This is a genomic window from Streptomyces mesophilus, from assembly GCF_040300965.1.
Lineage (GTDB): Bacteria > Actinomycetota > Actinomycetes > Streptomycetales > Streptomycetaceae > Streptomyces > Streptomyces mesophilus_A.
On sequence record NZ_JBEPEW010000008.1, the window covers coordinates 65,766 to 89,469 of the forward strand.

A 23,704-nucleotide genomic window follows, 5' to 3' on the forward strand; every position below is an offset into this window, starting at 1 on the left:
CTCATCCGGCGGCGGCCAGACGGCGCTGGATCTCCTCCTCGGAGACGTCCTCGATGTGCGTCAGGAACACCCAGATGTGCCCGAAGGGGTCCTTGAGGATGGTGGACCGGTCACCGTGGAAGGTGTCCTCCGGCGGTACGAGGATCTCGGCGCCCGCAGCCGCCGCCCGCTGCGCGAGGCCGTCGACGTCCGGCACGAAGACATGCAGCGTCACGGAGGTGCCGCCGCCGAGCGAGGCCGGCGCCAAGAAGGAGGCGAGCCCCGCGCCGTCCGCCTCGTCCACGCCGGCGTCGCCCAGCATCAGGGCCGACTGCCCGACCGCGATCTCGGCGTGCAGGACCCCGCCGCCCGGGGCGTCGATCCTGAAGTCCTCACGGGCGCCGAAGGCCCGCCCGTAGAACTCGATCGCCGCGGCGGCGTCGTCGACCATGATGTGCGGGATCACGGCGTACCGGTAGCGGTCGGGGATCTCCGTCGCCGGCGCGGCGGTCGAGGCGGTCGCGGTGCTCTGCGCGGTCTGGGTGCGGGGTGCGTTCCCGGTCATGGCGAACCTCCTTGAAAGCTCCGCCGGAACAGTTCCTGCGGTGCTGACAAGAAACCTAGAAGCTCAAGTTTGGTTCAGGTCAAGCACCGAATGGATCACCCCTTCGGAACCCAACTCCTGCATGCCGTACGAGTGTTACTCGACGAACAGTCCTCGCTCCGCCGCCCGCGTATCGAAGGCCTCGAGCCGTGCCTGCGCCTCCGGAAGGCCGTCGCACATGGCCTCCAGGAGGACCCGGCCGAGCAGCATCGGCGCGCACACCGTGTCGAAGGCGAGGCCCGTGCCGACCGCCGCCGGGAGCAGCAGGTCGGAGACCTTGGCGACCGGGGCGAAGGCCGAGTCGGCGACCGTGACGACGGTCAGGCCGAGGGATTTCGCGTACGTGAGTGCCTCGACGACCTCGCGCGGATGGCGCGGCAGCGCGAAGCACAGGACGGCCGTGGCGCCCGCGCGGGCCGCGGCCTCCAGACGGTCGGCCAGCATGGTGCCGCCCTCGTGCAGCAGGCGTACGTCCGGGTGCACCTTGGCCGCGAAGTACGCGAAGCCGTACGCCTGGGACGCGGCCGCGCGCAGACCGAGGACCGGCAGCGGGCGGGATGCGGCGAGCAGGGCGCCGGCCTGTTCCACCGGCGCGGGGTCCGCGAGGACCGAGGCGAGATGGCGCAGGTTCTCGATCTCGGCCTCGACGGCCTGCTGGTACTCGTTGAGTTCGGCGCTCCCGCCCGCGTCCGCCGGGGCGACGTCCCGCAGATGCTTGCGCAGCGCCGGATAGCCGTCGAACCCGAGGGCCACGGCGAAGCGGGTCACCGAGGGCTGGCTGACGCCGGCCAGTTCGGCGAGCTCCACCGAGGACAGGAACGGCACGTCCGCGGCACGGCGCACCATGCAGTGCGCGATCCGGCGCTGGGTGGGCGTCAGACGGTGGCCTTCGAACAGCTCCTGAAGGCGGGTGGCCGGGGTGTCGGTCATGGTCATGGCCCCTCGTACGACACGGACTACTGCTGGTTTCTGTTCGGAGCTCTACAGGTCGGCGAACCGGTCGAGCAGCTCCGCTGCCGCCGTCACATCATCGGTGAGCGGGCGGTCCTGGAGACCCCCGTGGAGGAGGTCTTCGGCGAGTGCGCAGGCCCGGCCCACCGGGAGCCCGGGGTCGGGGCGCAGTCCGCGCATCCTCAGCGCCCGTATGACCGCGACCAGTTCGCAGCCCACCACGAGCCGGAGCGGAGCCGCTGACCGCAGGGTCTGGCGGGCGGCGAGCGAGGCGAAGCTGGCCTGCTCCTCGACGCCCCGGGAGAGCACCGCATGGCCGAGGGAGGCGGGGTGCGCGAAGGACCTCAGCTCGCCGAGGGCCGCCGTGGCCGCGTATTCGAGGATCATCACGCCCGACGAGGCGGGCTCATCGGCGGCGAGGAAGGGCCGCAGGCGGGTGAGGCCCGGTTCGTTGAGCGCCGAAAGACGCGCGGCCGACAGGTGCGCGACCTGCATCAGCGCGAGCCGGAAGTGGTCGAGCGCCAGGGCGAGTTGGGCCAGATAGAAACCGCCGTGGTGGTACGCGGCCGGCTCGTCGGCGCGGATCAGTGGGTTCTCCGCGGCGGCGTTGAGCTCTATGGCGAGGGTCGCTTCGAGGGCGTCGGCGGCGTCCTCGGCGGGGCCGTGGATCTGCGGCAGACAGCGGAAGGCGTACGGGTCCTGGATTCGGCCGGGCGGCGGCGCCGGGCGCGCGGGCGCGCCGAGGAGGCGGCGGCTGCGGGCGGCGACGCCGCCCGAGCCGGGGTGCGGGCGGGCGGCGTGCACCGGCTGCGCGTACGCCTCGTACGAGCCGTCGACCGCGAGCAGCGAGAGTGCGCCGACGACCTGGGTGGCCCTGACCAGGCGCCGCAGTTCCCCGAGGGCGAGCGCGGACTGGCCGAGCGCGAGCGCGTTGGAACTGATCAGCGCGAGCGCGTCGTTGTGGTCGAGCGCGAGCGGCTCGGGCGCGGGTCCCGCAGCCCAGGGGTGTTCGCCGGCGAGGGCGAGCCCGGTCTGGGCGAGGGCGGCGATATCGCCGGTGCCGACCGAGCCGAACTCGCGGACCAGGGGGTGGGCGCCGCTCGCCAGGACGTCGCAGAGCGCGGTGACGACGGCGGGCCGCAGCCCCGCGCCGCCCGCGAGCAGCTGATTGGCGCGTACGGCGAGCATCGCGCGGACCTCACGGGCCGGCAGCGGTGCGCCGATCGCTCCGGCGTGCGAGCGCAGCAGCCTGAGGCCGTGCTCGGCAGCGGCCTCGGCGGGCACGTGTTCGTTCCGGTTGGCGCCGACGCCGGTGGAACGGCCGTAGACGCGGCCGGACACGGCGAGTTCACGGGCGGCGGACCAGGCGTCCTCGGCCCGCCGCAGGGCGTCGGCGGCGGGGACGGGACGCGCCGCGCCCTCGGCGAGCCGTACGACATCGGCGACGGCCAGGCCGCGGCCGTCGAGGACGACGGAAGCCGTCGGCTGCGACGCCTGCGACAGCCTGTGCTGCTCCACCACGCCCTCCCCGGTCCGGCCGAACTATTCAGTGACCAGGAACTCTGCATGAACATATGCAGTGGAGGCAAGGGACCTGGCACTCCGGCGAAGCCGACCCCCCCGGGCAGAACGGGCCCTAGAGCTCGGTGACCTTTCCGTCCGCGACCCTCAGGCGTCGGGTCACGTGGACCGCGTCGAGCATCCGGCGGTCGTGCGTGACGAGGAGCAGGGTGCCCTCGTAGGCCTCCAGAGCGGACTCCAGCTGTTCGATCGCCGGCAGGTCGAGGTGGTTGGTGGGCTCGTCGAGGACCAGCAGGTTCACCCCGCGGCCCTGGAGCAGCGCCAGCGCCGCCCGGGTGCGCTCACCGGGAGAGAGCGTGGCGGCCGGGCGGGTCACGTGCGCCGCCTTCAGGCCGAACTTGGCCAGCAGGGTGCGCACTTCGGCCGGCTCGGTGTCGGGTACGGCGGCGCAGAACGCGTCGAGGAGCGGTTCCTCACCGAGGAACAGGCCGCGGGCCTGGTCGACCTCGCCGACCAGCACACCCGAGCCGAGGGACGCGGAGCCGGAGTCCGGGGACAGGCGGCCGAGGAGCACCGCGAGCAGGGTCGACTTCCCCGCCCCGTTGGCGCCGGTGATGGCGACCCGGTCCGCCCAGTCGATCTGCAGGCTGGCCGGGCCGAAGCCGAACTCCCCGCGCCGTACTGCCGCGTCGCGCAGCGTGGCGACCACGGAGCCGGAGCGCGGGGCCGCCGCGATCTCCATGCGCAGCTCCCACTCCTTGCGCGGCTCCTCGACCACGTCGAGGCGCTCGATCGCGCGCTGCGTCTGGCGGGCCTTGGAGGCCTGCTTCTCGCTCGCCTCGCTGCGGAAGGCCTTGCCGATCTTGTCGTTGTCAGGGGCCTTGCGGCGGGCGTTCTTGACGCCCTTGTCCATCCAGCCGCGCTGCATCGCGGCCCTGCTCTCCAGGGCGGAGCGCTTGCCGGCGTACTCGTCGTACTCCTCGCGCGCGTGGTCGCGGGCGCGCTCGCGCTCCTCCAGATAGGACTCGTATCCGCCGCCGTAGAGGTTGATCTGCTGCTGCGCCAGGTCGAGTTCGAGGACCTTGGTGACCGTACGGGTGAGGAACTCGCGGTCGTGGCTGATGACGACCGTGCCGGCGCGCAGCCCCTGCACGAACTTCTCGAGCCGCTCGAGACCGTCGAGATCGAGGTCGTTGGTCGGCTCGTCGAGCAGGAAGACGTCGTAGCGCGACAGGAGCAGCGAGGCCAGCCCGGCGCGGGCGGCCTGACCGCCCGACAGCGCGGTCATCGGCAGATCGAGGCCGACCGCGAGGCCGAGGTCGTCGGCGACCTCCTGGGCCCGCTCGTCCAGGTCGGCGCCGCCGAGGTTCAGCCACCGGTCGAGGGCGTCCGCGTACGCGTCGTCCGCGCCCGGCGTCCCGTCCACGAGACCCTGCGTGGCCGCGTCGAGCTCGGTCTGCGCCGCGGCCACACCGGTGCGCCTGGCAAGGAAGTCGCGTACGGACTCGCCCTCGCGCCGCTCGGGCTCCTGGGGAAGGTGCCCGACGGCGGCGCCGGGCGGGGACAGACGCAGCTCGCCGGTCTCGGGGGCGTCGAGCCCGGCGAGCATCCGCAGCAGGGTCGACTTCCCGGCGCCGTTGACACCGACCAGACCGATGACGTCGCCGGGCGCGACGACGAGGTCGAGATCGGCGAAGAGGGTGCGCTCGCCGTGCGCGGCGGTGAGCTTCCTGGCGACGAGAGTGGCAGTCATAGTCGGGCCACTTTATCCGCGCGACTTGCCCGGCTTATCCGCGCGGCCCTGCCCGGACTGTGCGCGCGACCCTGCCCGGACTGTGCGCGCGGCCCTGCCCGGATTATGCGCGCGGCCCTCTGCCCGGCCGGGCGCACCGGGCTCCGAGGCCCGCCCCGGCGGCGGGTCTGCCCGACCCCGAATCGGGGGGCTAGCCCCACTGCGTTCCGCGCCCCCGCTTCGTACCGTTTCTTCTTATGGAAGCCCGAGACGCTGAGCTCAACAAGGAACTCCAAGCGACCCTGCACACGCGCAGGGAGCTCGGCGAGGAGTACGAACCCGCGCTGGTCGAGTCGTTCCTCGCGAAGGTCGAGGACCGCCTGGACGCCACGGTCGACCGCCGGATGCGCCGTCTGATGGCGGAACAGCAGATGGCCGTCGCCCGCGAGGCCCGCGGCCCGCGCGGCTCGGTGGACGCCTGGGGCGAGCGGTTCGGCTTCGCGATCGTCTCCCTGATCCTCGCCATCCCCCTCTCGGCCATCGCAGCGGTCAACGCCGACCTGCCGGGCCTGCTCGTCGCATGGCTCGGCATCGTGGGAGTGAACGCGGTCCACGCGATGCACAGGTTCCCGAGCTTCGGACGGGAGCGGCGGTCGCGGGGGCAGGACTCGGACTGGGAGGACTGAGCAGCGCTCAGGAGGCGGGCCGTCGGACTGAACGGCCTTGCCTCAGGACGCGGACCGGCCGGACTGAACGGCCTCAGGACGCGGACCGGCCGGGCCGAGCGGTGCTCGGTCCGGCCGAGTGCGTTTCGCCGCCCTATTCGCAGCCCACTCCGTCGCCGTCCCGGTCCAAGTGGCGGGCGTACCCCGGTTCGCCGCGGTGGATCGGCGCCTTGCCCGCCGCCCTGACCGCCGAGCAGTTCTTGTAGTACACGGCGCCTCCCCCACCCACGCCTGCTCCCGCATCACCACCGGATACGGAACTCCCGGTGCCCGTGCGCGGAGCCGGGGCCTCGGTGACGGTCTCCGTCACCGTAGGGGTCGCCGTCGGCTCGGCGGTCTGCGTCACGGTGACCGTGGGGGCGGGATCCGGTGTCGCGGTCGCGGTCTGCGTGACCGTCCGTGTCACGGTCGGCGCCGGCTCGGCTTCGCCCGCCGTGGCGGACCCTCCACCGCCGGCCACCGCCCCCAGAACGAACGCCGCCACCGCCCCGCCCGCGCACACGGTGATCCACCGGCGCTTGCTCATGCCACGCGCGGATCCGGGCCGAGGGCCGTCGTAAGGGTTCCGATTCCAGTCGGGGGTCTGGTTCCAGTTCGGGGTGGTCACGGTGCCGGCACGCCTTCTGTAAGCGGGGAGTAAGAACCTCCCAAATCTAGGCATACGCGATGCCCGGCAGACGGGGGCGAACGTCCCTTCACAAGGGCCCAAAGCCCCGGGGCGACCTGTCCGAACGTACCGGTATCCACAGCACGCGGATGCCATGCTGCCCTGATGACCGCCTTCTACCACGTCTGTTTCGTCGTGCCCCAACTAGAGCCCGCCATACGTGACTTCACGCTCGCCGCGGGTGTCGAGTGGCACGAACCGCGCACCCACCGCCTGGGCGACTGGGACTACCGCCTCACCTTCACCCGAGGCGACGCGCCCTTCATCGAGCTGATCGAGGGCCCGCCCGGCAGCCCCTGGGACGCCTCGGACGGGCCCCGCTTCGACCACCTCGGCTTCTGGACGACGTCGCTCACCGAAGGCGCCGCCCGGCTCGAACGGCAAGGATTCCCCGAGGAGTTCAACGGCTGCCCCTACGGCCGCGCCTTCGCGTACCACCGTATGGACTCCGTCGGCGCCCGCGTCGAACTCCTCGACCTGGCCCTGCAGCCGGGCTTCCTCGAGACCTGGAACCCCGGCGGCACCCCGATGCCGGCCATCGACGAGACGGCATTCGGCGACGGCTGTTAGAGCGAGGACGGCGGGAATGGGGCTCGCGCGCGAGAGCGGCGGCGGATCAGCCGCAAAAAGACAGAGCATCTCGCGGGGGCCGCCGCACCCCCGTGTGACGGGGGGCGGGACGACGGCGGTCCCCGCGAGCGGACGCGGGCCGGGTCAGGGCCGGCGTATCGCGCCCATGGCGTCGAGGAGGTCCGGGAGCCGCTCCGGAGGTCCTGCGCCGCTCGGTGCCGGCCTGGTCCGGGGGAGCCGCTCCCCGTTCCTGCCGACACCCAGAACAATGCCGGACGCGTGTTAAGCGCGTGCTGCGCACACATGTCGCGTGCGTGCACTTTTCCACGACGCCGGACCCAACTCCGTAAAAAATCCGCTTACTTGGCGCCACCCGCCAAGAACGCCAGCAGATCCTGCCTGCTCACCACTCCCTTGGGCTTCCCCTCCACCAGCACGATCGCCGCATCCGCTCCGGCCGCCGCGCCGAGGACCGCCATCAGATCGCCGACCGGCTCACCGGACCCGACCTGCGGCAGCGGCGCGGACATGTGCTTCTCCAGGGGATCGCTCAGGGAGGCGCGCTGGGCGAAGAGGGCGTCGAGCAGCTCCCGCTCCACCACCGAGCCCACGACCTCCGCGGCCATCACGTCGGGGTGACCGGCGCCCGGCTTCACGATGGGCATCTGCGACACCCCGTACTCGCGCAGCACCTCGATCGCCTCCCCGACCGTCTCCTCGGGGTGCATATGGACGAGGTGCGGCAGCGCGCCCTCCTTGTACCGCAGCACGTCGCCGACGCTCGCGGACGCCCCGGAGTCCTCCAGGAAGCCGTAGTCCGCCATCCACTCGTCGTTGAAGATCTTCGACAGATACCCGCGCCCCGAGTCCGGCAGCAGCACGACCACCACATCGTCCTCGCCCAGCTCGCGCGCCACCTCGAGCGCGCCCACGACCGCCATGCCGCAGGAGCCGCCGACCAGGAGGCCCTCCTCCTTGGCGAGGCGGCGGGTCATCTGGAAGGAGTCCTTGTCGGAGACGGCGACGATGCGGTCCGTCACCTCGCTGTCGTACGCGGTCGGCCAGAAGTCCTCGCCGACGCCCTCGACCAGATACGGGCGGCCGGATCCGCCGGAGTAGACCGAGCCCTCGGGGTCCGCGCCGACGATCTTCACCCGGCCGTCGCTGATCTCCTTGAGATAGCGGCCGGTGCCGGAGATGGTGCCGCCGGTGCCGACGCCTGCGACGAAATGGGTGATCTTTCCGGCCGTCTGCTCCCACAGCTCGGGACCGGTGGTCTCGTAGTGCGAGCGCGGATTGTTGGGGTTGGAGTACTGGTCGGGCTTCCAGGCGCCGGGGGTCTCACGGACCAGGCGGTCGGAGACGTTGTAGTACGAGTCGGGGTGCTCGGGGTCGACCGCCGTCGGGCAGACCACGACCTCCGCCCCGTACGCGCGCAGCACATTGATCTTGTCCGTGGACACCTTGTCCGGGCAGACGAAGATGCACTTGTAGCCCTTCTGCTGGGCCACGATCGCCAGGCCAACCCCGGTGTTCCCCGAGGTGGGTTCGACGATGGTGCCGCCGGGCTGCAGCTCACCGCTCTTCTCTGCGGCCTCGATCATCCGTACCGCGATGCGGTCCTTCACGGAGCCGCCCGGGTTGAAGTACTCGACCTTGGCCAGGACGGTCGCCCTGATGCCTTCGGTCACCTTGTTGAGCCTCACCAGCGGGGTGTTGCCGACGAGACTGATCATCGAGTCGTGGAATTGCACCGTTGTCTCCGGGTTCTGCGGCGTTCTGCGGTGTTTGCCTGGGACGGCCGTCAGCTTAAGTCTCCGTCAAGCGCGGGGAGGGACACTCTGCTCGACCGAGATTGGGCGACCTGGCCGACGGGGCAAGCAGTTCTTGTACGGCGGTGTGCGACGCCGGCGTGTGAAAGGGAGGTGGCTGCGGTCCATGTCGAGGGCGAGGGTGGCACGGCGGATCGCCGCGGGTGCGGCATTCGGCGGCGGAGGTATCGGACTTGTGGGCGCGGCCACGGTGGGCCTGGTGCTCGCGGAGGTCCAGCTGGCGAAGCGTTCGGTGGGCAATGGGGTCGCGCCCATCCCGCCGCGCGCCAATGGTGTGTACGGGCGTTCGTACGAGGACGGCTCGCGCCCGCTGCGCCTGACGATGCTGGGTGATTCCACGGCGGCGGGCCAGGGCGTGCGCCGCGCCCGGCACACTCCGGGTGCACTCCTCGCGCAGGGGCTCGCGGCGGTGGCGGAGCGCCCGGTCGAGCTGGTCAACGTGGCGTTGCCGGGCGCCCAGTCCGACGATCTGGACCGTCAGGTGACGCTGGTGCTCGCCAACAGCGATCCGGCCCCCGACGTCTGCGTGATCATGATCGGTGCGAATGACGTGACGCACCGGATGCCCCCGACCAAGTCCGTCCGCTATCTCGCCGCGGCCGTACGGCGTCTTCGTACGGCGGGTTCCGAGGTGGTGGTCGGCACATGCCCCGACCTGGGCTCGGTGGAGCAGGTGTACCAGCCGCTGCGGTGGCTGGCCCGCCGGGTCTCCCGTCAGCTCGCGGCCGCCCAGACGATCGGCACCGTCGAACAGGGCGGCCGCACCGTGTCCCTGGGCGATCTGCTCGGCCCGGAGTTCTCGGCGAATCCGCGCGAGATGTTCTCGCTCGACAACTACCACCCGTCCGCCGAGGGCTATGCGACCGCGGCGATGGCGGTGCTGCCCACGGTCTGCGCCTCGCTCGGCCTGTGGCCGGCGGAGGAGGAGCGCCCGGACGTCACGCGCAACGAGGGCTTCCTGCCGGTCGCGCGCGCCGCGGCCGAGGCGGCTTCGGAGGGCGGTACGGAGGTCACCGCGGCGATGCCGACCGGGCCCCGGGGTCCGTGGGCCCTGCTCAAGCGGCGGCGGCGTCAGCGGATCGAGGAGCCGGAGCCGACACCCGCGCAGAGTTCGTACACCAACTCGCTTGACCTCAAGCTTGATTGAGGTACGAGGCTGCTCGGCATGGACACGAAGACAGCGAACACAGACACGCAGGCCGACCTGAAGGCGATCGAGCAGGTCATCGACACCATCGAGCACTCACAGGTCAACGAGCTCCCGGAAGAGTTCCTGAGCCTGTTCCGCGCCGACGCCGTCTGGACGACGGCGCACGGCAAGGTGCTCTGGGGCCTGAAGGAGATCGCGGAGTTCACGCACAAGGCGCTGCCGGGCTCGATGGCGAACGGCTCGGTCCGCTACGAGCTGGTGGACGTCCTGTTCATCCGCCCCGACGTCGCCGCGGTGAAGGCCCGCGGCCAGTACCTGACGCTCGACGGCGAACCCACGGGCAACCCGACCTCCCCGATGTACGTGATGGCCAAGGAGGACGGCCGCTGGCTGCTCACGGCCAACCAGAACACGGAACAGCTGCCGGGGTGACCAGGGCCACGGGCCCGGAGGCGGTTTTGCGTGGGCGGCACCCATACCGCAAAGCCGCCTCCTGAGCGTACGCTTAGGAACGCACGTCTAAGCGCACGCTCAGAAAGAGGCAGGCGTCACAGCCCGTACCCGGTGACCTTGACCGTACGTACGGGTAACTTCCCCCTCGGCCAAGCCCGAAGCGGGAGTCAGAAGCACGAGCCGCCCCGACGCCCGCCGCCGCCCCCCGAGAACCGGAGCCCGTGATGCCCGAAGCCGTGATCGTCTCCACCGCCCGCTCCCCCATCGGCCGCGCCGGCAAGGGCTCCTTGAAGGACCTGCGCCCGGACGACCTGACCGCCACGATCATCCAGGCCGCCCTGGCCAAGGTCCCCGAGCTCGACCCCAAGGACATCGACGACCTGATGCTCGGCTGCGGTCTGCCGGGCGGCGAGCAGGGCCACAACCTGGGCCGGATCGTGGCCGTGCAGATGGGCATGGACCACCTGCCGGGCTGCACCGTCACCCGCTACTGCTCCAGCTCGCTGCAGACGACCCGGATGGCGCTGCACGCGATCAAGGCCGGCGAGGGCGATGTCTTCATCTCGGCCGGTGTCGAGACGGTCTCCCGTTTCGGCAAGGGCTCATCCGACGGCCTGCCGGACACGCACAACCCGATCTTCGCCGAGGCCGAGGCCCGTACCGTCGAGGTCTCCCAGTCCACCGGCGCGAGCTGGCACGACCCGCGTGAGGACGGCCTGCTGCCCGACGCGTACATCGGCATGGGCCAGACCGCCGAGAACCTCGCCCGCATCAAGGGCGTGACGCGCCGCGACATGGACGAGTTCGGCGTCCGCTCGCAGAACCTCGCCGAGGAAGCCATCAAGAACGGCTTCTGGGAGCGCGAGATCACCCCGGTCACCACCCCCGACGGCACGGTCGTCTCCAAGGACGACGGCCCGCGCGCCGGCGTCACCCTCGAGGGCGTCTCGGGCCTCAAGCCCGTCTTCCGCCCCGACGGCATGATCACCGCGGGCAACTGCTGCCCGCTGAACGACGGGGCCGCGGCCGTGGTCGTCATGAGCGACACCAAGGCCCGCGAGCTGGGTCTGACCCCGCTCGCCCGCATCGTCTCCACGGGCGTGACCGGCCTGTCCCCCGAGATCATGGGCCTCGGCCCGGTCGAGGCCTCGAAGCAGGCCCTCAAGCGCGCGGGTCTGACCATCGGCGACATCGACCTGGTCGAGATCAACGAGGCCTTCGCGGCGCAGGTCATCCCCTCGTACCGCGATCTGGGCATCGACATCGACCGGCTGAACGTCAACGGCGGCGCCATCGCCGTCGGACACCCCTTCGGCATGACGGGCGCCCGCATCACCGGCACGCTCATCAACAGCCTGCAGTTCCACGACAAGCAGTTCGGTCTGGAGACCATGTGCGTCGGCGGCGGCCAGGGCATGGCGATGGTCATCGAGCGCCTCAGCTAGTCACCGAGGCACCCCGGCCGGTCACCGCGCACTCAGCCAGTCACCGTGCGGTCACGATGGGTCCCTGACCTGCCACGACCGAGCTCGGGCCGTGACCCAATCTCCCCCAGGATGTGACCAATGTCCTGGGGGAGCGACATTTCCCCAGGTCAGAGCCTTACACCCGTATGGGTGAGGTCCAAGGACCCGTCCGATTCGTGACCTTCTCCACTGACAAGCTTTAAGGCTGCACGACAAGCTGATGTAGGAAGTCGGGGGTCGACTTTGAAACCAGGAGTACGTCAGTGAGTGTCACCTTGAGTGTCCTGCTGCTCGCCATCGCCGCTGCCACGGCCATGGTCGGCGCCGCGGCGCTGCACAGCGTGCGGGGCCTGAACAAGCAGATAACGGCACTGCGGTCCGAGCTGGCCGCAGACCGCGCCGCGTCCGGCCAGGCCCGGGTGCCCATGGCCCGCTCGGCCGCGGACGCCCCCGATGTCGCCGCGATACGCAGCGCTGTCGCCGAGGCCCTGGCCGAGGAGCGCGAGCGTGAGCTGGCCGAGGCCCGTGCGTTCTGGGCCGCCCAGGAGGCGCGGGACGCCGCCGACGCCCCCTCGCTGCTCGGCACGCTGCCGCCGAACCTGGCGGAGGAGCTGTTCCTGCCGCGCCAGGCGGACTTCGCCGGCCTCGAGCAGTCGGACTTCCCGGGCCTGGAGCGCGAGCTCGGCTTCGAGCTCGAACTGGCCGAGACCGCCGAGGAGCCGGCCACGGCCGACGAGTACCCGGGCGACTCCCCGGAGCTCGCCGCGGCCCGCCGGCGCCACCCCTCGCACCCGGACTTCGTCCCGGTGCAGTCGGTCGGTCCCGCCAAGGAGAGCGCCGCCCTGGGCGGCGACCACGAGCACACGGCGGCCCGTCTCGCGGCGCTCGCCGACGCCCGTACCGCGCTGTGCGACGTCCGTCCGGGTCCGCTCGGCACGCTCGACGTCTATGTCTTCACCGACGGCACCACGCTCTGCATGACCCCCGGTCACCGTGAGACGGCGGAGCGCCTGGCCGCCGCCCTGCAGGGCGGCGACACCCCGGTGCTGCTCGGCGGCTCCGGAGTCTCCGGCGCCTATTCGCTGACGTTCGCGTGCGGCGACGAGAACGTCTACATCCTGGCGGACCGCGTCATCGCCTCTGCGTGAGGTCACTCCTCCTGTGTGACGTCCTCGCTGCTGCGTGATCCGAGCTCGACCCCCATACGGCAAGTGCGCCGGGGCGCCCCCTCAAGGGCACCCCGGCGCACTGCTGTTCACCGCTCACACACCGGCGCGTTTCTGCGCCTCCTCAACCAGCGCGACCGCTTCCGCCAGCTCCTCATGATTTTTCAGTACGAGAGCCAAGTCCCGCCCGGCGACGGTGACTTGATCGGCAACGGCGAACATCCCGGCGTCGGGCATCGCGTACGGCTCCCCCTCGACGCCCTCGATGATCTGGGCACGCCGTGCCAACTCGCTGGCCAGAGCGAGCGCTTCGGTCGCCGCGCCTCTCTGCAGCCGGCTCTGCGGCGCGGCCCGCAGATGGTCGGCGAAGCGGTCCACGGCAGCGTTCAGAGGCGTCGTATCAAGCACGGAGCGACCCTATGCGCCTCCTACGGGGCATTGCCAACACGGAAACGCTCAGGCACGGTGGCGTGAAGAGGACTGCCGACCCCACACGCCCGATACGCCAGCGTCCGGAGGCGCCGATGTCCCTTGTCTTCTCCGAGGAGACCCATCGCAACCTGCTCGCCCGCATCCCCCACTGCACCGGCCGTGAAGTGTCCGACTGGCTGCGCGCCGTTGACGACGGCCCCGCGTTTCTCCGCTTCGACGAGAAGGTCAGCTGGCTCCGCCATGAGTACGACCTCGCGTATGGCCACGCCAAAGCGATCATCCATGAGCACGACATGAGGAGGGCCGCGCGCAGGCTGCGTTGAGACCGACCGACGAGACTGACGCCTGCATACGTGAAGGGGCTCCCGGTTCGCACCGGGAGCCCCTTCATGTGGTTACTGCCTTACTGGTCCTGCGGTCAGTCGTTGCCCTGCAGGATCGAGATCAGCCGCAGCATCTCCAGGTAGATCCACACCAGCGTCATGGTGAGGCCGAAGGCCGCCATCCACGACTCCTCGCGCGGAGCGCCGTAGGCGATGCCGTCCTCGACCTGCTTGAAGTCCAGGGCGAGGAAGAAGGCGCCGAGCAGGATGCCGACGATGCCGAAGACGATGCCGAGGCCGCCGCTGCGGAAGCCGAGGCCGTCGCCGCCGCCGAACACCATGAACAGAAGGTTCACGGCGGTCAGGACCAGGAACGCGGTGGTCGCGATGATCAGGTAGCGCGTGAACCGCGCGGTGACCCGGACGATGCGCGTCTTGTAGAGCACGAGCATCGTCACGAACACGGCCATGGTGCCGAGGACGGCCTGCATGGCGGCGCCGGGGGCGACGAACGTGTCGACGTAGTTGCTGATCGCGCCGAGGAAGAGGCCCTCGAGCGCGGCATACGTCAGGATCAGGGCCGGGATCGGCTTGCGCTTGAACGACTGGACCAGGGCCAGGACCATCGCCACGAGACCGGCGCCGACGGCCAGGCCGAGGTTCAGGTTGGTGACCCAGGCGACGGTGGCGCCGGCGATGACCAGGCCGAGCGTGATGCCCGTACGGGACACCACGTCGTCCATCGTCATGCGGTTGCCGGTGGTGACCGGTGCCTGCGGGGCGCCGTGCTGGAGGTCCTGCTGCGCGTACGGGTTCTGCGCGTAGGGGTTCGTAGGCGCGGCGGTCGGCTGACCGTACGGGCTACCACCCGCGTACGGGTTGCCCTGCGTGCCTACGGCGGGGCCCCCGGCCTGCGGCCCGGCGTTGAAGCCCGCTTGGCCGTTGTCGCGGCTGAACCCCCGTCGCGAGAAGACCGGGTTGCTGCTCCTCATTTCACTCCTCCATGGCCACCCTGCGTGGCCTTAGGTCAAGAGTAATGCGTTAGCAAAAGATGCACCCTAGTGCTCAGGGAGGATCTTTCCCATCCCTCTCAACGAGTCCCACCCGCCCGGTGTTCCAATCCGCTCCCCCGAGCCCGTCGCACCCCTCGCCCCTACACTCACTAAGGCATGGGCAAACCGCCCCAACCCCCACAACAAGGGAGGCCACCCATGTCCGCACGAGGCAACAAGCGCCGGGCCCGCAAGAAGAAGAAGGCCAACCACGGCAAGCGCCCCAATACCTGAGCCGCGCTTCACCCACTGGAAGGACCGCGTCCCTCTCGGGACGCGGTCCTTCGTCCGTGCCGGGCCGTGCGCTGTGCAGTTGCCGGGGGTCTGGTGACCGGCTGACGACCGCCGAGGGCTAGCTGACCGCAGTCGCCACGGTGGCGGCCGTCACCGCGGCCATCACCGCCTGCATGTCACGGATGGCGGCCCGGACGCTCTCGCCCGCCCACTGCCCGGCCGCCACCTTCTCCATCCGGGGCGCGAGCTCCTTGCGGCGCCGGCCGGGGAAGGCCGACGCGTGCAGACCGGCGCCGTGGATCAGGGCGACGAGGCCCGCCGTGCGCGCGTCCGGCTCGGCGCCTTCGAGCACGACGGCACCCAGGCGCTCCCGCAGCTCGGTCTCGACCGTCGCGTCCGCCTCGGGATAGCGGCGTACGGGGAAGATCCCCAGCGCCTTGCGCTTCTCCTCCACGACCACACCTCGCGCACACAGCCGCTCGACGGTCGGGGCGATGACCTTGCCCTGCTCCTTCATGAGCCAGTCGTTCACGCGCCGCTTGCCGCGGTCCCCGATCCAGGCCCGGATCTGCTCGAGGCGCCCGTCGAGAAGGGGCTCCCCGGTCGGCGCCGCGTCCACGACGGCGAGCTGCTTCCCGCTCACCGAGACCCGCCCGGCGAGCACCAGCTCGAGCAGGATCCCGCCCGCTACCGCCCAGGCGGCGGCCTGCTTCTGCTGGGCGGACCCGGACTCGTCGTCCAAGGACAGCAGCATGATCTCTTCGGCCAGCGTGATGGTCATCCCCGTACCCCTTTGTGCGTGTGCATCTATGTGCGTGCGCGCCGTGTCCGACGCTGGTCACTCAGGATCCTGATGCCCGCACCGTACGAAGTTCAAGTGATCGCGACCTTCACGTGGCGGCGGGGATCAGCGGGCAGTGGGTGCCGGTGTAGATGGTGGGCATGCAGCGGTTGCAGTGGATGCAGAGCGAGCGGGTCGCGGAGTCGCTGCGGATGCGGTGGATCAGGCCGGGCTCGCGCAGCAGCGCCCGGGCCATCGCCACGAACTCGAAGCCCTCCGCCATCGCCCTGTCCATGCCCTCGCGGTCGGTGACGCCGCCGAGCAGGACCAGGGGCAAGGTCAGTTCGCGACGGAACCGGCGGGCGTGCTCCAGGAGGAACAGGGGTTCGTACGGGTACGCGCGCAGGAACGACCGGCCCGCCAGGCGGATGCCGAGGCGCTGCGGCTGCGGGAACCGGGCGGCGAACTCCTTGACCGGTGCGCCGCCGCGAAAGAGGTACATGGGGTTGAGCAGGGAGCTGCCCGCGGTGAGCGTCAGCGCGTCCACCGAGCCCTCTTCCTGCAGCCACGCGGCGACCTGGAGGCTGTCCTCCACGGTCAGCCCGCCCCGTACCCCGTCGGTCATGTTCAGCTTCGCCGTGACGGCGATCCGGTCCTTCACCTTGTGCCGCACCGCCGCGGCGACGGCCAGGGAGAACCGGGCCCGGTTGCGCAACGAGCCGCCGTAGTCGTCCGTCCGCTTGTTGAGGCGGGGGCTGAGGAAGGCGCTGGCCAGATAGTTGTGGCCGAGGTGGATCTCCACCGCGTCGAACCCGGCCTCCGCGGCCTGCCAGGCCGCATCGGCATGCGCCCGCGCGACGCGCTCCAGGTCCTCCACGGTGGCCGCCCGGTTCCGCCGCAGACTCACCGGGCTGAACTCCCCCATCGGCGACAGCGCGCGCACCCCGTTGGACCGCGCGTCGGCCACGGGCCCGGCATGCCCCAGCTGCAACGCCACCGCGGCCCCGGCCCCGTGCACCGCCTCGGTGAGCCGTCGCAGCCCGGGCACCGCCTCGGGCCGCATCCACAACTGCCCACGCTGGGTACGCCCTTCGGGCGCCACCGCACAGTACGCCACGGTGCTCATCCCCACACCACCGGCCGCCGGCCCCAGGTGGTAGTCGATCAGCCCATCGGTGACCAGCCCCTCCGGCACCACCCCTTCGAAGGTGGCCGCCTTGATGATCCGGTTCCGCAGCCGCAGGGGACCTATGCGCGCCGCGTCAAAGATGTCCGGCACCGCGAACGCGCCATCACTCACTCCCGGGACGTCTGTCATGGCGGCAGCATCCCAGACACCTGACACCCCGTCAGCACCCGAAGCGGGATCCGGCGAGGTTGTGGGGTGCTCGCTCAGGGGGCGGCCTCCCCGCACCCGCACCCGAATCCGCACCCTGCGAAGGTGCCCGGAACCGGACTTGAACCGGTACGCCCCCGAGGGGCAGCGAGGTTTAAGCTCGCCGTGTCTGCATTCCACCATCCGGGCAGGCCGCGGGATCGCCTGAAGCGGAGTCCGAGCCTATCCGGACACTTCCCCCGAACAGCGCAACGACAGACCGATGTTGTCTTATTTTATTGACGACTGACGGTGCGTCAGATGTGACGGATGGTCGAGTCTGCATGGTGCGTGCGGTACGCGCTCACCCCACGGGGGCACCCCGGCCCGCACAGGATTGACGGAAACCCGCCCCTTGCCCAAGCGGACCCCTTCCGTCCCCCTCCGATCCGAAGCCCGACCCCCACGAGGCCCGAGGCCCGGCCCCCTCCCCTCACCACCCGAAGGACCAGCAACTCAGGGTCGACCCTCATACCTGGGGATGAGCCAGGGGTCTGACCATCAGCCTCAAGAGGGCCGCTGGAACCAGAGCTGCGGCTGACTTCACACGGGATTTACGCGGAGACGATGGGACGAGTTCGAAAGAGTCCCTTTCCCCGTCCCGAACAGGAGTCCGCCCCCGTGACCACCACCCCCCTCGCCAGCCAGGCCACCGCCGTAGCCGCCCGGGCCACCGAGCTGACCAAGGTCTACGGCCAGGGCGAGACCCAGGTGGTCGCCCTGGACCGCGTGTCCGTCGACTTCCGCCAGGCGCAGCTCACCGCGATCATGGGCCCCTCCGGCTCCGGCAAGTCCACCCTGATGCACTGCGTGGCCGGACTCGACTCCTTCAGCAGCGGCTCCGTACGCATCGGCGAGACCGAACTCGGATCGCTCAAGGACAAGCAGCTCACCAAGCTGCGCCGCGACAAGATCGGGTTCATCTTCCAGGCCTTCAACCTGCTGCCCACCCTCACCGCGTACGAGAACATCACGCTCCCCATGGACATCGCCGGCCGCAAGCCCGACAAGCAGTGGGTGCAGCAGGTCATCGACATGGTCGGGCTCAAGGACCGCCTCTCCCACCGCCCCTCGCAGCTCTCCGGCGGCCAGCAGCAGCGCGTCGCCGTGGCCCGCGCGCTCGCCTCCAAGCCCGACATCATCTTCGGTGACGAGCCGACCGGAAACCTGGACTCGCGCTCCGGCGCCGAGGTACTCGGATTCCTGCGCAACTCCGTACGCGAACTGGGCCAGACCGTCGTCATGGTGACCCACGACCCCGTGGCCGCCGCCTACGCCGACCGCGTCGTCTTCCTCGCCGACGGCCGCATCGTCGACGAACTGTACGAGCCGACCGCCGACTCCGTGCTCGACCGCATGAAGCGGTTCGACGCCAAGGGCCGCACCAGCTGAGCGTCCGAGACCAGCAGTCAACTCCGTACAGAGACAAGAGACTTCACATGTTCCGTACTGCCTTGCGCAATGTCTTCGCGCACAAGGCCCGGTTGCTGATGACCGTGCTCGCCGTGATGCTCGGCGTGTCCTTCGTGTCCGGCACCCTGGTCTTCACCGACTCCGTCTCCCAGGCCATCAAGAACAACGCGTCGACGAACTACAAGGACGTCGACGTCGTCATCACGCCCAAGGAAGGCCGCAACCAGGAAGAGGGCAAGCCCGGCCAGGCGCCGAAGCTCACCCAGGACCTGCTCGACAAGGTCGAGGCCACCACCGGCGTGAAGTCGGCGACCGGCTCGATCTCCGGCTACACCGCCGTCGCCGACAAGAAGGGCAAGCTCGTCGGTGACGGGTGGGCCTCCACCGGCACCAACTACCTGCCGGGCAAGGACGGCAAGGACGACCGCTACCCGATGGAGTCCGGCACCGGTCCGAAGAACGCGAACGAGATCGCGCTCGACTCCAAGACCGCCGAGCGCGCCGGCTACAAGGTGGGCGACACCGTCCGCCTCTCCGTCAACGGACCGGTGATCACCCCGAAGATCACCGGCATCTTCGACGCCGACGACAACGGCTCGGTCTCCGCCGGCGGCACCCTGGTCACCTTCGACAACGCCACGGCCCAGAAGCAGTTCGCGAAGCCCGGCGAATACGACCAGATCCAGGTGAGCGCGGCCCCCGGCACCAGCCAGGCCGAGCTGCGCGACGCGCTGGCCACGGCCGTGCCGAAGACGGCCGACCTGGACACGGCGGACAAGCTCGTCGCCGACCAGGAGAAGGACATCGACGCCGAGACCTCCGGCATCAAGACCTTCATGCTGGTCTTCGCCGGAGTCGCGCTCTTCGTCGGCATCTTCATCATCGCCAACACCTTCACCATGCTGGTCGCCCAGCGCTCCAAGGAGATCGCGCTGATGCGCGCGGTGGGCGCGAGCCGTAAGCAGATCACCCGTTCCGTACTGGCCGAGGCGTTCTTCGTCGGTCTGGTCGCCGCGGTGGTCGGTCTGGCCGCCGGTATCGGCATCGGTGTCGGGATGCGCTCGATCCTCGGTACGAACGTCGGGCTGCCCGACGGCCCGACCGTCATCGCCCCGGCCACCGTGATCTCCGCCTTCGCCGTCGGCATCATCGTCACGATGCTCTCGGCCTGGCTGCCCGGCCGCCGCGCGGCGAAGATCCCGCCCGTCGCCGCGATGAACGCGCTGCACGCCACCCCCACCACCAAGGGCCTGGTCGTCCGCAACACCATCGGCGCCGTCTTCAGCGGCCTCGGTATCGCCGCCGTCCTGTACGGCCGCACGATGGCCGCCTCCGACGCCAAGCTCCCGATGGGTCTGGGCGCCGCGCTCCTGGTGATCGGCATCTTCGTCCTGACCCCGCTCCTTTCGCGGCCGGTCATCGGGGTTGCCGCACCGCTCCTGAAGGCCTTCGGCATCTCCGGCAAACTGTCGCGGCAGAACGCGGTGCGCAACCCGCGCCGTACCGCCGCGACCGCCTCGGCGCTGATGATCGGCCTCACGCTGCTCACCGGCATCACGGTCATCGCCGGCACCCTGCAGAAGTCCATCGACAAGATGGCCACCGAGGCGCTGCGCAGCGACTACGTGGTCTCCATGACCAACCAGTCCCCGCTCTCCCCCGAGGTCGAGAAGACCCTGGCGAAGACGGACGGCGTCACCGCGACCACGCCGCTGCGGATGTCGCCCACCGAGGTCTACACGACCGACGGCGGCTCCCGCGCCGACCAGCTGATCGGCGTCAACGGCAAGACCATCGAGGAACTGGTCAAGCTGGACTTCGCGGCCGGCGGCTGGAATCTGACCGGTGACAACGCGGTCGTCGACACCGACACCGCCAAGGCGTACGGCTGGAAGAACGGCCAGAGCGTCGACGTCATGTACGAGGACGGCAAGCGCGGCAAGCTGAACATCGTCGGTGTCTACGAGGGCAACGAGATGATCAAGGGCCTGATGGTCGACACCTCGGTCCTCGCGCCGCACATGAAGACCGAGGCCGACTTCCAGGTCATGCTGAAGACCTCGGACGGCGTCTCGGAGGCCACGAAGGACAAGCTGGTCAAGGCACTTGGCGAGAACCCGGCCATCGCCGTCGACGACAAGGCCGACATCTCCAAGGCCATCGGCGGCATCTTCAACATGATCCTGAACATGCTGTACGGGCTGCTCGCGATGGCCGTCCTGGTAGCCGTGATCGGCGTGATCAACACCCTGGCCATGTCGGTGTTCGAGCGCCGTCAGGAGATCGGCATGCTGCGGGCGATCGGCCTGGACCGCAAGGGCATCAAGCGGATGGTCCGCCTCGAGGCCATCGCGATCTCGGTCTTCGGCGGTGTGCTCGGCATCGGCCTCGGCCTGTTCTTCGGCTGGGCCACGGGCGAGCTGCTCAAGTCCGCGCTGACCACGTACACCCTGGTCATCCCGTGGGGCCGGATGGGCATCTTCCTCGCCCTGGCCGGTGTGGTCGGTGTCCTCGCGGCGCTGTGGCCGGCGCGCCGGGCGGCGAAGCTGAACATGCTGGAGGCCATCAAGGCCGAGTGATTCCTTCGGCTGTACGAGGTGAGGGCCCGGCTCCCGTGAAGGGGAGCCGGGCCCTCGGCTCATGCGCTCAGCCCTTCCACGTACGCGCCCTGAGCGGCAGCCCCGACGTACCCGACGCGGGCGTCCGTACCGCCAGGACCTGGTTCACCCCGATGCGGTTGCGTCTGAAGGCCAGCGCGCTCGCCGCCATGTACAGGCGCCAGACGCGGGCGCGGCCCGGGGACGAAAGGCGGACCGCCTGCGGCCAGTTCGCCTCCAGGTTCGCCACCCAGCGGCACAGCGTCAGGGCGTAGTGCTCACGGATCGACTCCACGTCGCGTACCTCGAAACCGGCGGTCTCCAGCTGGGTCACCGTGCTGCCGACCGGTGACAGCTCGCCGTCCGGGAAGACGTACGCGTCGATGAACTCGTCGATGCTGTACGCCGATTCATCGGCCAGCGGACGGCGCGCGATCTGGTGGTTGAGCAGCCGCCCGCCGGGCTTGAGCAGGGCGTGCAGGTCGCGCGCGTACTCCAGGTACCGCGCCGAGCCGACGTGTTCGGCCATCCCGATCGAGGAGATCGCGTCGTGCGGGCCGTCGCGGACGTCGCGGTAGTCCTGGACGCGGATCTCGATCTGGTCGGTGAGGCCCTCGTCGGCGATGCGCTTCCTCGCGTACGTGGCCTGTTCGCGCGAGAGCGTGATGCCGACGACGCGTACGCCGTGCTCGCGTGCGGCGTGGATCGCCATCGATCCCCAGCCGCAGCCGACGTCGAGGAGTCTTTGCCCCGGCGTGAGGTCGAGCTTTCGACAGACGAGTTCGAGCTTGTCGCGCTGCGCGTCCTCGAGGGTGCCGCCGTCCGTCCAGTACGCGCACGAGTAGACCATCGAGGGGCCGAGGACCAGCTCGTAGAAGTCGTTGCCGACGTCGTAGTGGTGGCTGATGGCCCGGCGGTCGCGGATCTTGGTGTGCAGGGCGCCGCTGCGGCGGCGTACCTCTTCGCGCGGTGGGGGCGGGGGCGGGAACGGGCCCGCGAGCCGGACGAGTTCGCGTACGGCGGCGCGGGTGTGCGCATCGCGCAGCGACGGTCCCGGCAGGTCGTCGCGCTCCCAGACGAGGCCGGCGATGGCGCCGAGCGCCTCGTACAGGTCGCCCTCGACATCGATCTCACCGGCGACCCAGGCGCGGGCGAGACCCAGCTCGCCCGGCCTGAACAGGATGCGGCGCAGGGCGCGGCGGTGGCGGATGACGAGGGTGGGAGTGTTCGGGGGGCCGTACTCGCTGCCGTCCCAGGCGCGCAGCCGTAGGGGCAGCTCGGCCCCCAGGAGCTGCTCGGCGAGTGTGGTCAGCCGCTGCGCGGCGTCCGGCATGGTGGATCACCTTCCCTGTCTCGGAACGGTTCCTCCTTCACGTAAACACCGCAAGCGTCGATTTCAAGCCCGAGAGGGCTGTTGGGGCTGGTTCGGGTGTTCCGACGGGGGTGCTGCTGGGGGGGGCGGTGGGGTGAGGGCTTGGGCGGGGGTGTGCGGGCGGGTGGGGGGAGGCCCGTGCGGGCGGGCGAGCGGCCCTTGCGGGCGGGCGAGGGGCCCGTGCGGGCGGGCGGGGTTACGGGCTGGCGGGTGGGTTCACGGGGGGGGTGCCTGCGGGTGGGCGCGTGGGGAGCCCGGTGCGGGCGGGTGGGGGTACGGGTGGGTGCCTGCGGCGGGCGTTTCCCCTACCCGCCCCTTCCCGAAACCGAGGGCTCCGCCCCCGGACCCTCCGCGACGGGGCGGGTCTAGGACTGCGGCCCAAGGACCTCCAGGACGCCCAGGACCCCCCCATGCACCCTGCCGCGACCGACAACCCGCCCCGATCTGACCGCAACCGACGAAAGGAAACCCCGACGGCGGGAAAGCCACCCACCGACCCCACGGGCCACCGCAACCACCCACGGACCGCAACCACGACCTGCACAGAAAAACTGGCCACCGAGCTGAACCCGCCGACGAGACGGAAGAGAAGCGAACCGGACGCGGGGCGGCGGCGGGCGGCTGAGGCGCGGGAGAGACGAACTGGACGCGGGGCGGGGGCGGGCGGCTGAGGCGCGGGAGAGACGAACTGAACGCGGGGCGGGGGCGAGACGGGCACCCGACTGCGGACCCGTCGCGGCCGAGACGTAGGAGAGCGGGGCACCGAGCCACAGGTGGGTGGCGGGCGAACGTCGGCGACTAGGGGCCCGCCACGCCCCGAGACGCGGGACAGGCGAACCGAACGCGGGGCACCGAGCCACGGTGGGCGGCCGGCGGGCGAACGTCGGCGACTAGGGGCCCGTCACGGCTGAGGCGGAAGATACGGGCCCGTCACGCCCCGAGACGCGGGACAGGCGAACCGAACGCCGGGGCACCGAGCCACAGGTGGGCGGCCGGCGGGCGAACGTCGGCGACTGCGGGCCCGTCACGGCTGAGGCGGAAGATACGGGCCCGTCACGCCCCGAGACGCGGGACAGGGGAACCGAACGCCGGGGCACCGAGCCACAGGTGGGTGGCAGGCGGGCGAACGTCGGCGGCTGCGGGCCCGTCACGGCTGAGGCGGGTTCTGTGAAGTCTCGGCTGAGGCCCGTGGGTGGTTGCGCTGGCCCGCTATCGCCGCGGCCGACTGCCCCGCCGTCGTGGCTGGCTTTCGCCGATGCCGGTCAGAGCCCCCCCACCCGCAACCAGGCTCAGCTCCGAAAGGGGGACC

21 protein-coding genes and 1 tRNA gene are annotated in these 23,704 nt (G+C 70.7%); 10 read left to right on the forward strand and 12 right to left on the reverse strand.

Translation table 11 applies throughout. The features are described 5' to 3' along the window. Position 1: 1 nt before the first annotated feature. The 4 genes from ABT367_RS05155 to ABT367_RS05170 all read right to left on the reverse strand — a co-directional run bounded on the left by ABT367_RS05155 (position 2) and on the right by ABT367_RS05170 (position 4,808). On the reverse strand, positions 2-430 hold the full coding sequence (locus ABT367_RS05155; protein ID WP_352249812.1) for a VOC family protein: 429 nt from the start codon (positions 428-430) through the stop codon (positions 2-4). A 249-nt stretch (positions 431-679) separates the two neighbouring features. After that, a complete protein-coding gene (locus ABT367_RS05160) occupies positions 680-1,519 on the reverse strand; it encodes a MurR/RpiR family transcriptional regulator (protein ID WP_352249730.1) in 840 nt (279 codons plus the stop codon). A gap of 45 nt (positions 1,520-1,564) precedes the next feature. Continuing rightward, complete coding sequence (locus tag ABT367_RS05165) at positions 1,565-3,052, reverse strand: aromatic amino acid ammonia-lyase (protein ID WP_352249732.1); 1,488 nt, start codon at positions 3,050-3,052, stop codon at positions 1,565-1,567. A 118-nt stretch (positions 3,053-3,170) separates the two neighbouring features. Next, entirely contained in the window at positions 3,171-4,808 is a 1,638-nt protein-coding gene (locus ABT367_RS05170; RefSeq protein WP_352249734.1) for an ABC-F family ATP-binding cassette domain-containing protein, read from the reverse strand. A gap of 236 nt (positions 4,809-5,044) precedes the next feature. Here ABT367_RS05170 and ABT367_RS05175 point away from each other — a divergent pair, with 236 nt between their 5' ends. Then, positions 5,045-5,473: a hypothetical protein gene (locus ABT367_RS05175; protein ID WP_352249735.1), complete on the forward strand. Its 429-nt coding sequence runs from the start codon at positions 5,045-5,047 to the stop codon at positions 5,471-5,473. Between the two features lie 133 nt (positions 5,474-5,606). On the opposite strand, the gene ABT367_RS05180 is transcribed toward ABT367_RS05175, so the two are convergent. Next, the gene (locus tag ABT367_RS05180; RefSeq protein WP_352249737.1) at positions 5,607-6,038 is read right to left on the reverse strand and encodes an excalibur calcium-binding domain-containing protein; all 432 of its coding nucleotides are present in this window, start codon (positions 6,036-6,038) and stop codon (positions 5,607-5,609) included. A gap of 246 nt (positions 6,039-6,284) precedes the next feature. Between ABT367_RS05180 and ABT367_RS05185 the strand changes: the two genes are divergently transcribed. After that, a complete protein-coding gene (locus ABT367_RS05185; RefSeq protein WP_352249739.1) occupies positions 6,285-6,749 on the forward strand; it encodes a VOC family protein in 465 nt (154 codons plus the stop codon). A gap of 359 nt (positions 6,750-7,108) precedes the next feature. Here ABT367_RS05185 and ABT367_RS05190 read toward each other — a convergent pair whose 3' ends face one another. Continuing rightward, entirely contained in the window at positions 7,109-8,503 is a 1,395-nt protein-coding gene (locus ABT367_RS05190; RefSeq protein WP_352249741.1) for a cystathionine beta-synthase, read from the reverse strand. A gap of 175 nt (positions 8,504-8,678) precedes the next feature. On the opposite strand from ABT367_RS05190, the gene ABT367_RS05195 reads away from it, so the two are divergent. The 4 genes from ABT367_RS05195 (at position 8,679) to ABT367_RS05210 (ending at position 12,798) form a co-directional block, all read left to right on the forward strand. Next, positions 8,679-9,728, forward strand: coding sequence for an SGNH/GDSL hydrolase family protein (locus tag ABT367_RS05195; protein WP_352249814.1), 1,050 nt, complete (start codon positions 8,679-8,681; stop codon positions 9,726-9,728). Positions 9,729-9,746: 18 nt separating this feature from the next. Further along, positions 9,747-10,163 carry an SgcJ/EcaC family oxidoreductase gene (locus tag ABT367_RS05200; RefSeq protein WP_352249743.1) on the forward strand — a complete coding sequence of 139 codons (417 nt, stop codon included), beginning with the start codon at positions 9,747-9,749 and terminating at the stop codon, positions 10,161-10,163. A 245-nt stretch (positions 10,164-10,408) separates the two neighbouring features. Beyond that, on the forward strand, positions 10,409-11,629 hold the full coding sequence (locus tag ABT367_RS05205) for an acetyl-CoA C-acetyltransferase (RefSeq protein WP_352249745.1): 1,221 nt from the start codon (positions 10,409-10,411) through the stop codon (positions 11,627-11,629). 284 nt (positions 11,630-11,913) lie between these two features. Beyond that, a complete protein-coding gene (locus ABT367_RS05210; RefSeq protein ID WP_434975404.1) occupies positions 11,914-12,798 on the forward strand; it encodes a hypothetical protein in 885 nt (294 codons plus the stop codon). A gap of 114 nt (positions 12,799-12,912) precedes the next feature. Here ABT367_RS05210 and ABT367_RS05215 read toward each other — a convergent pair whose 3' ends face one another. Next, complete coding sequence (locus ABT367_RS05215) at positions 12,913-13,224, reverse strand: hypothetical protein (protein WP_352249747.1); 312 nt, start codon at positions 13,222-13,224, stop codon at positions 12,913-12,915. Positions 13,225-13,340: 116 nt separating this feature from the next. Here ABT367_RS05215 and ABT367_RS05220 point away from each other — a divergent pair, with 116 nt between their 5' ends. Further along, positions 13,341-13,571, forward strand: a complete 231-nt coding sequence (locus ABT367_RS05220) for a DUF4287 domain-containing protein (protein WP_165333705.1) — start codon at positions 13,341-13,343, stop codon at positions 13,569-13,571. A 95-nt stretch (positions 13,572-13,666) separates the two neighbouring features. Here the strand turns inward: ABT367_RS05220 and ABT367_RS05225 are convergent, their stop codons facing one another. Continuing rightward, positions 13,667-14,563 (reverse strand): Bax inhibitor-1/YccA family protein, encoded by an 897-nt coding sequence (locus ABT367_RS05225; RefSeq protein ID WP_352249749.1) that lies wholly within the window; start codon positions 14,561-14,563, stop codon positions 13,667-13,669. A 219-nt stretch (positions 14,564-14,782) separates the two neighbouring features. Here ABT367_RS05225 and ABT367_RS41430 point away from each other — a divergent pair, with 219 nt between their 5' ends. Next, complete coding sequence (locus ABT367_RS41430) at positions 14,783-14,857, forward strand: 50S ribosomal protein bL37 (RefSeq protein ID WP_374194360.1); 75 nt, start codon at positions 14,783-14,785, stop codon at positions 14,855-14,857. A gap of 118 nt (positions 14,858-14,975) precedes the next feature. On the opposite strand, the gene ABT367_RS05230 is transcribed toward ABT367_RS41430, so the two are convergent. The 3 genes from ABT367_RS05230 to ABT367_RS05240 form a co-directional block, all read right to left on the reverse strand. Then, complete coding sequence (locus ABT367_RS05230) at positions 14,976-15,638, reverse strand: GOLPH3/VPS74 family protein (protein WP_352249751.1); 663 nt, start codon at positions 15,636-15,638, stop codon at positions 14,976-14,978. 109 nt (positions 15,639-15,747) lie between these two features. Then, positions 15,748-16,956 carry an NADH:flavin oxidoreductase gene (locus tag ABT367_RS05235; RefSeq protein ID WP_352249753.1) on the reverse strand — a complete coding sequence of 403 codons (1,209 nt, stop codon included), beginning with the start codon at positions 16,954-16,956 and terminating at the stop codon, positions 15,748-15,750. Positions 16,957-17,080: 124 nt separating this feature from the next. After that, a tRNA-Leu gene (locus tag ABT367_RS05240) sits at positions 17,081-17,163 on the reverse strand. Positions 17,164-17,634: 471 nt separating this feature from the next. On the opposite strand from ABT367_RS05240, the gene ABT367_RS05245 reads away from it, so the two are divergent. After that, positions 17,635-18,405, forward strand: a complete 771-nt coding sequence (locus tag ABT367_RS05245) for an ABC transporter ATP-binding protein (RefSeq protein ID WP_165336266.1) — start codon at positions 17,635-17,637, stop codon at positions 18,403-18,405. Positions 18,406-18,452: 47 nt separating this feature from the next. After that, positions 18,453-21,005, forward strand: a complete 2,553-nt coding sequence (locus ABT367_RS05250) for an ABC transporter permease (protein ID WP_352249755.1) — start codon at positions 18,453-18,455, stop codon at positions 21,003-21,005. A gap of 67 nt (positions 21,006-21,072) precedes the next feature. On the opposite strand, the gene ABT367_RS05255 is transcribed toward ABT367_RS05250, so the two are convergent. Next, positions 21,073-22,356 carry a cyclopropane-fatty-acyl-phospholipid synthase family protein gene (locus ABT367_RS05255; protein ID WP_352249757.1) on the reverse strand — a complete coding sequence of 428 codons (1,284 nt, stop codon included), beginning with the start codon at positions 22,354-22,356 and terminating at the stop codon, positions 21,073-21,075. Positions 22,357-23,704 lie beyond the last annotated feature (1,348 nt).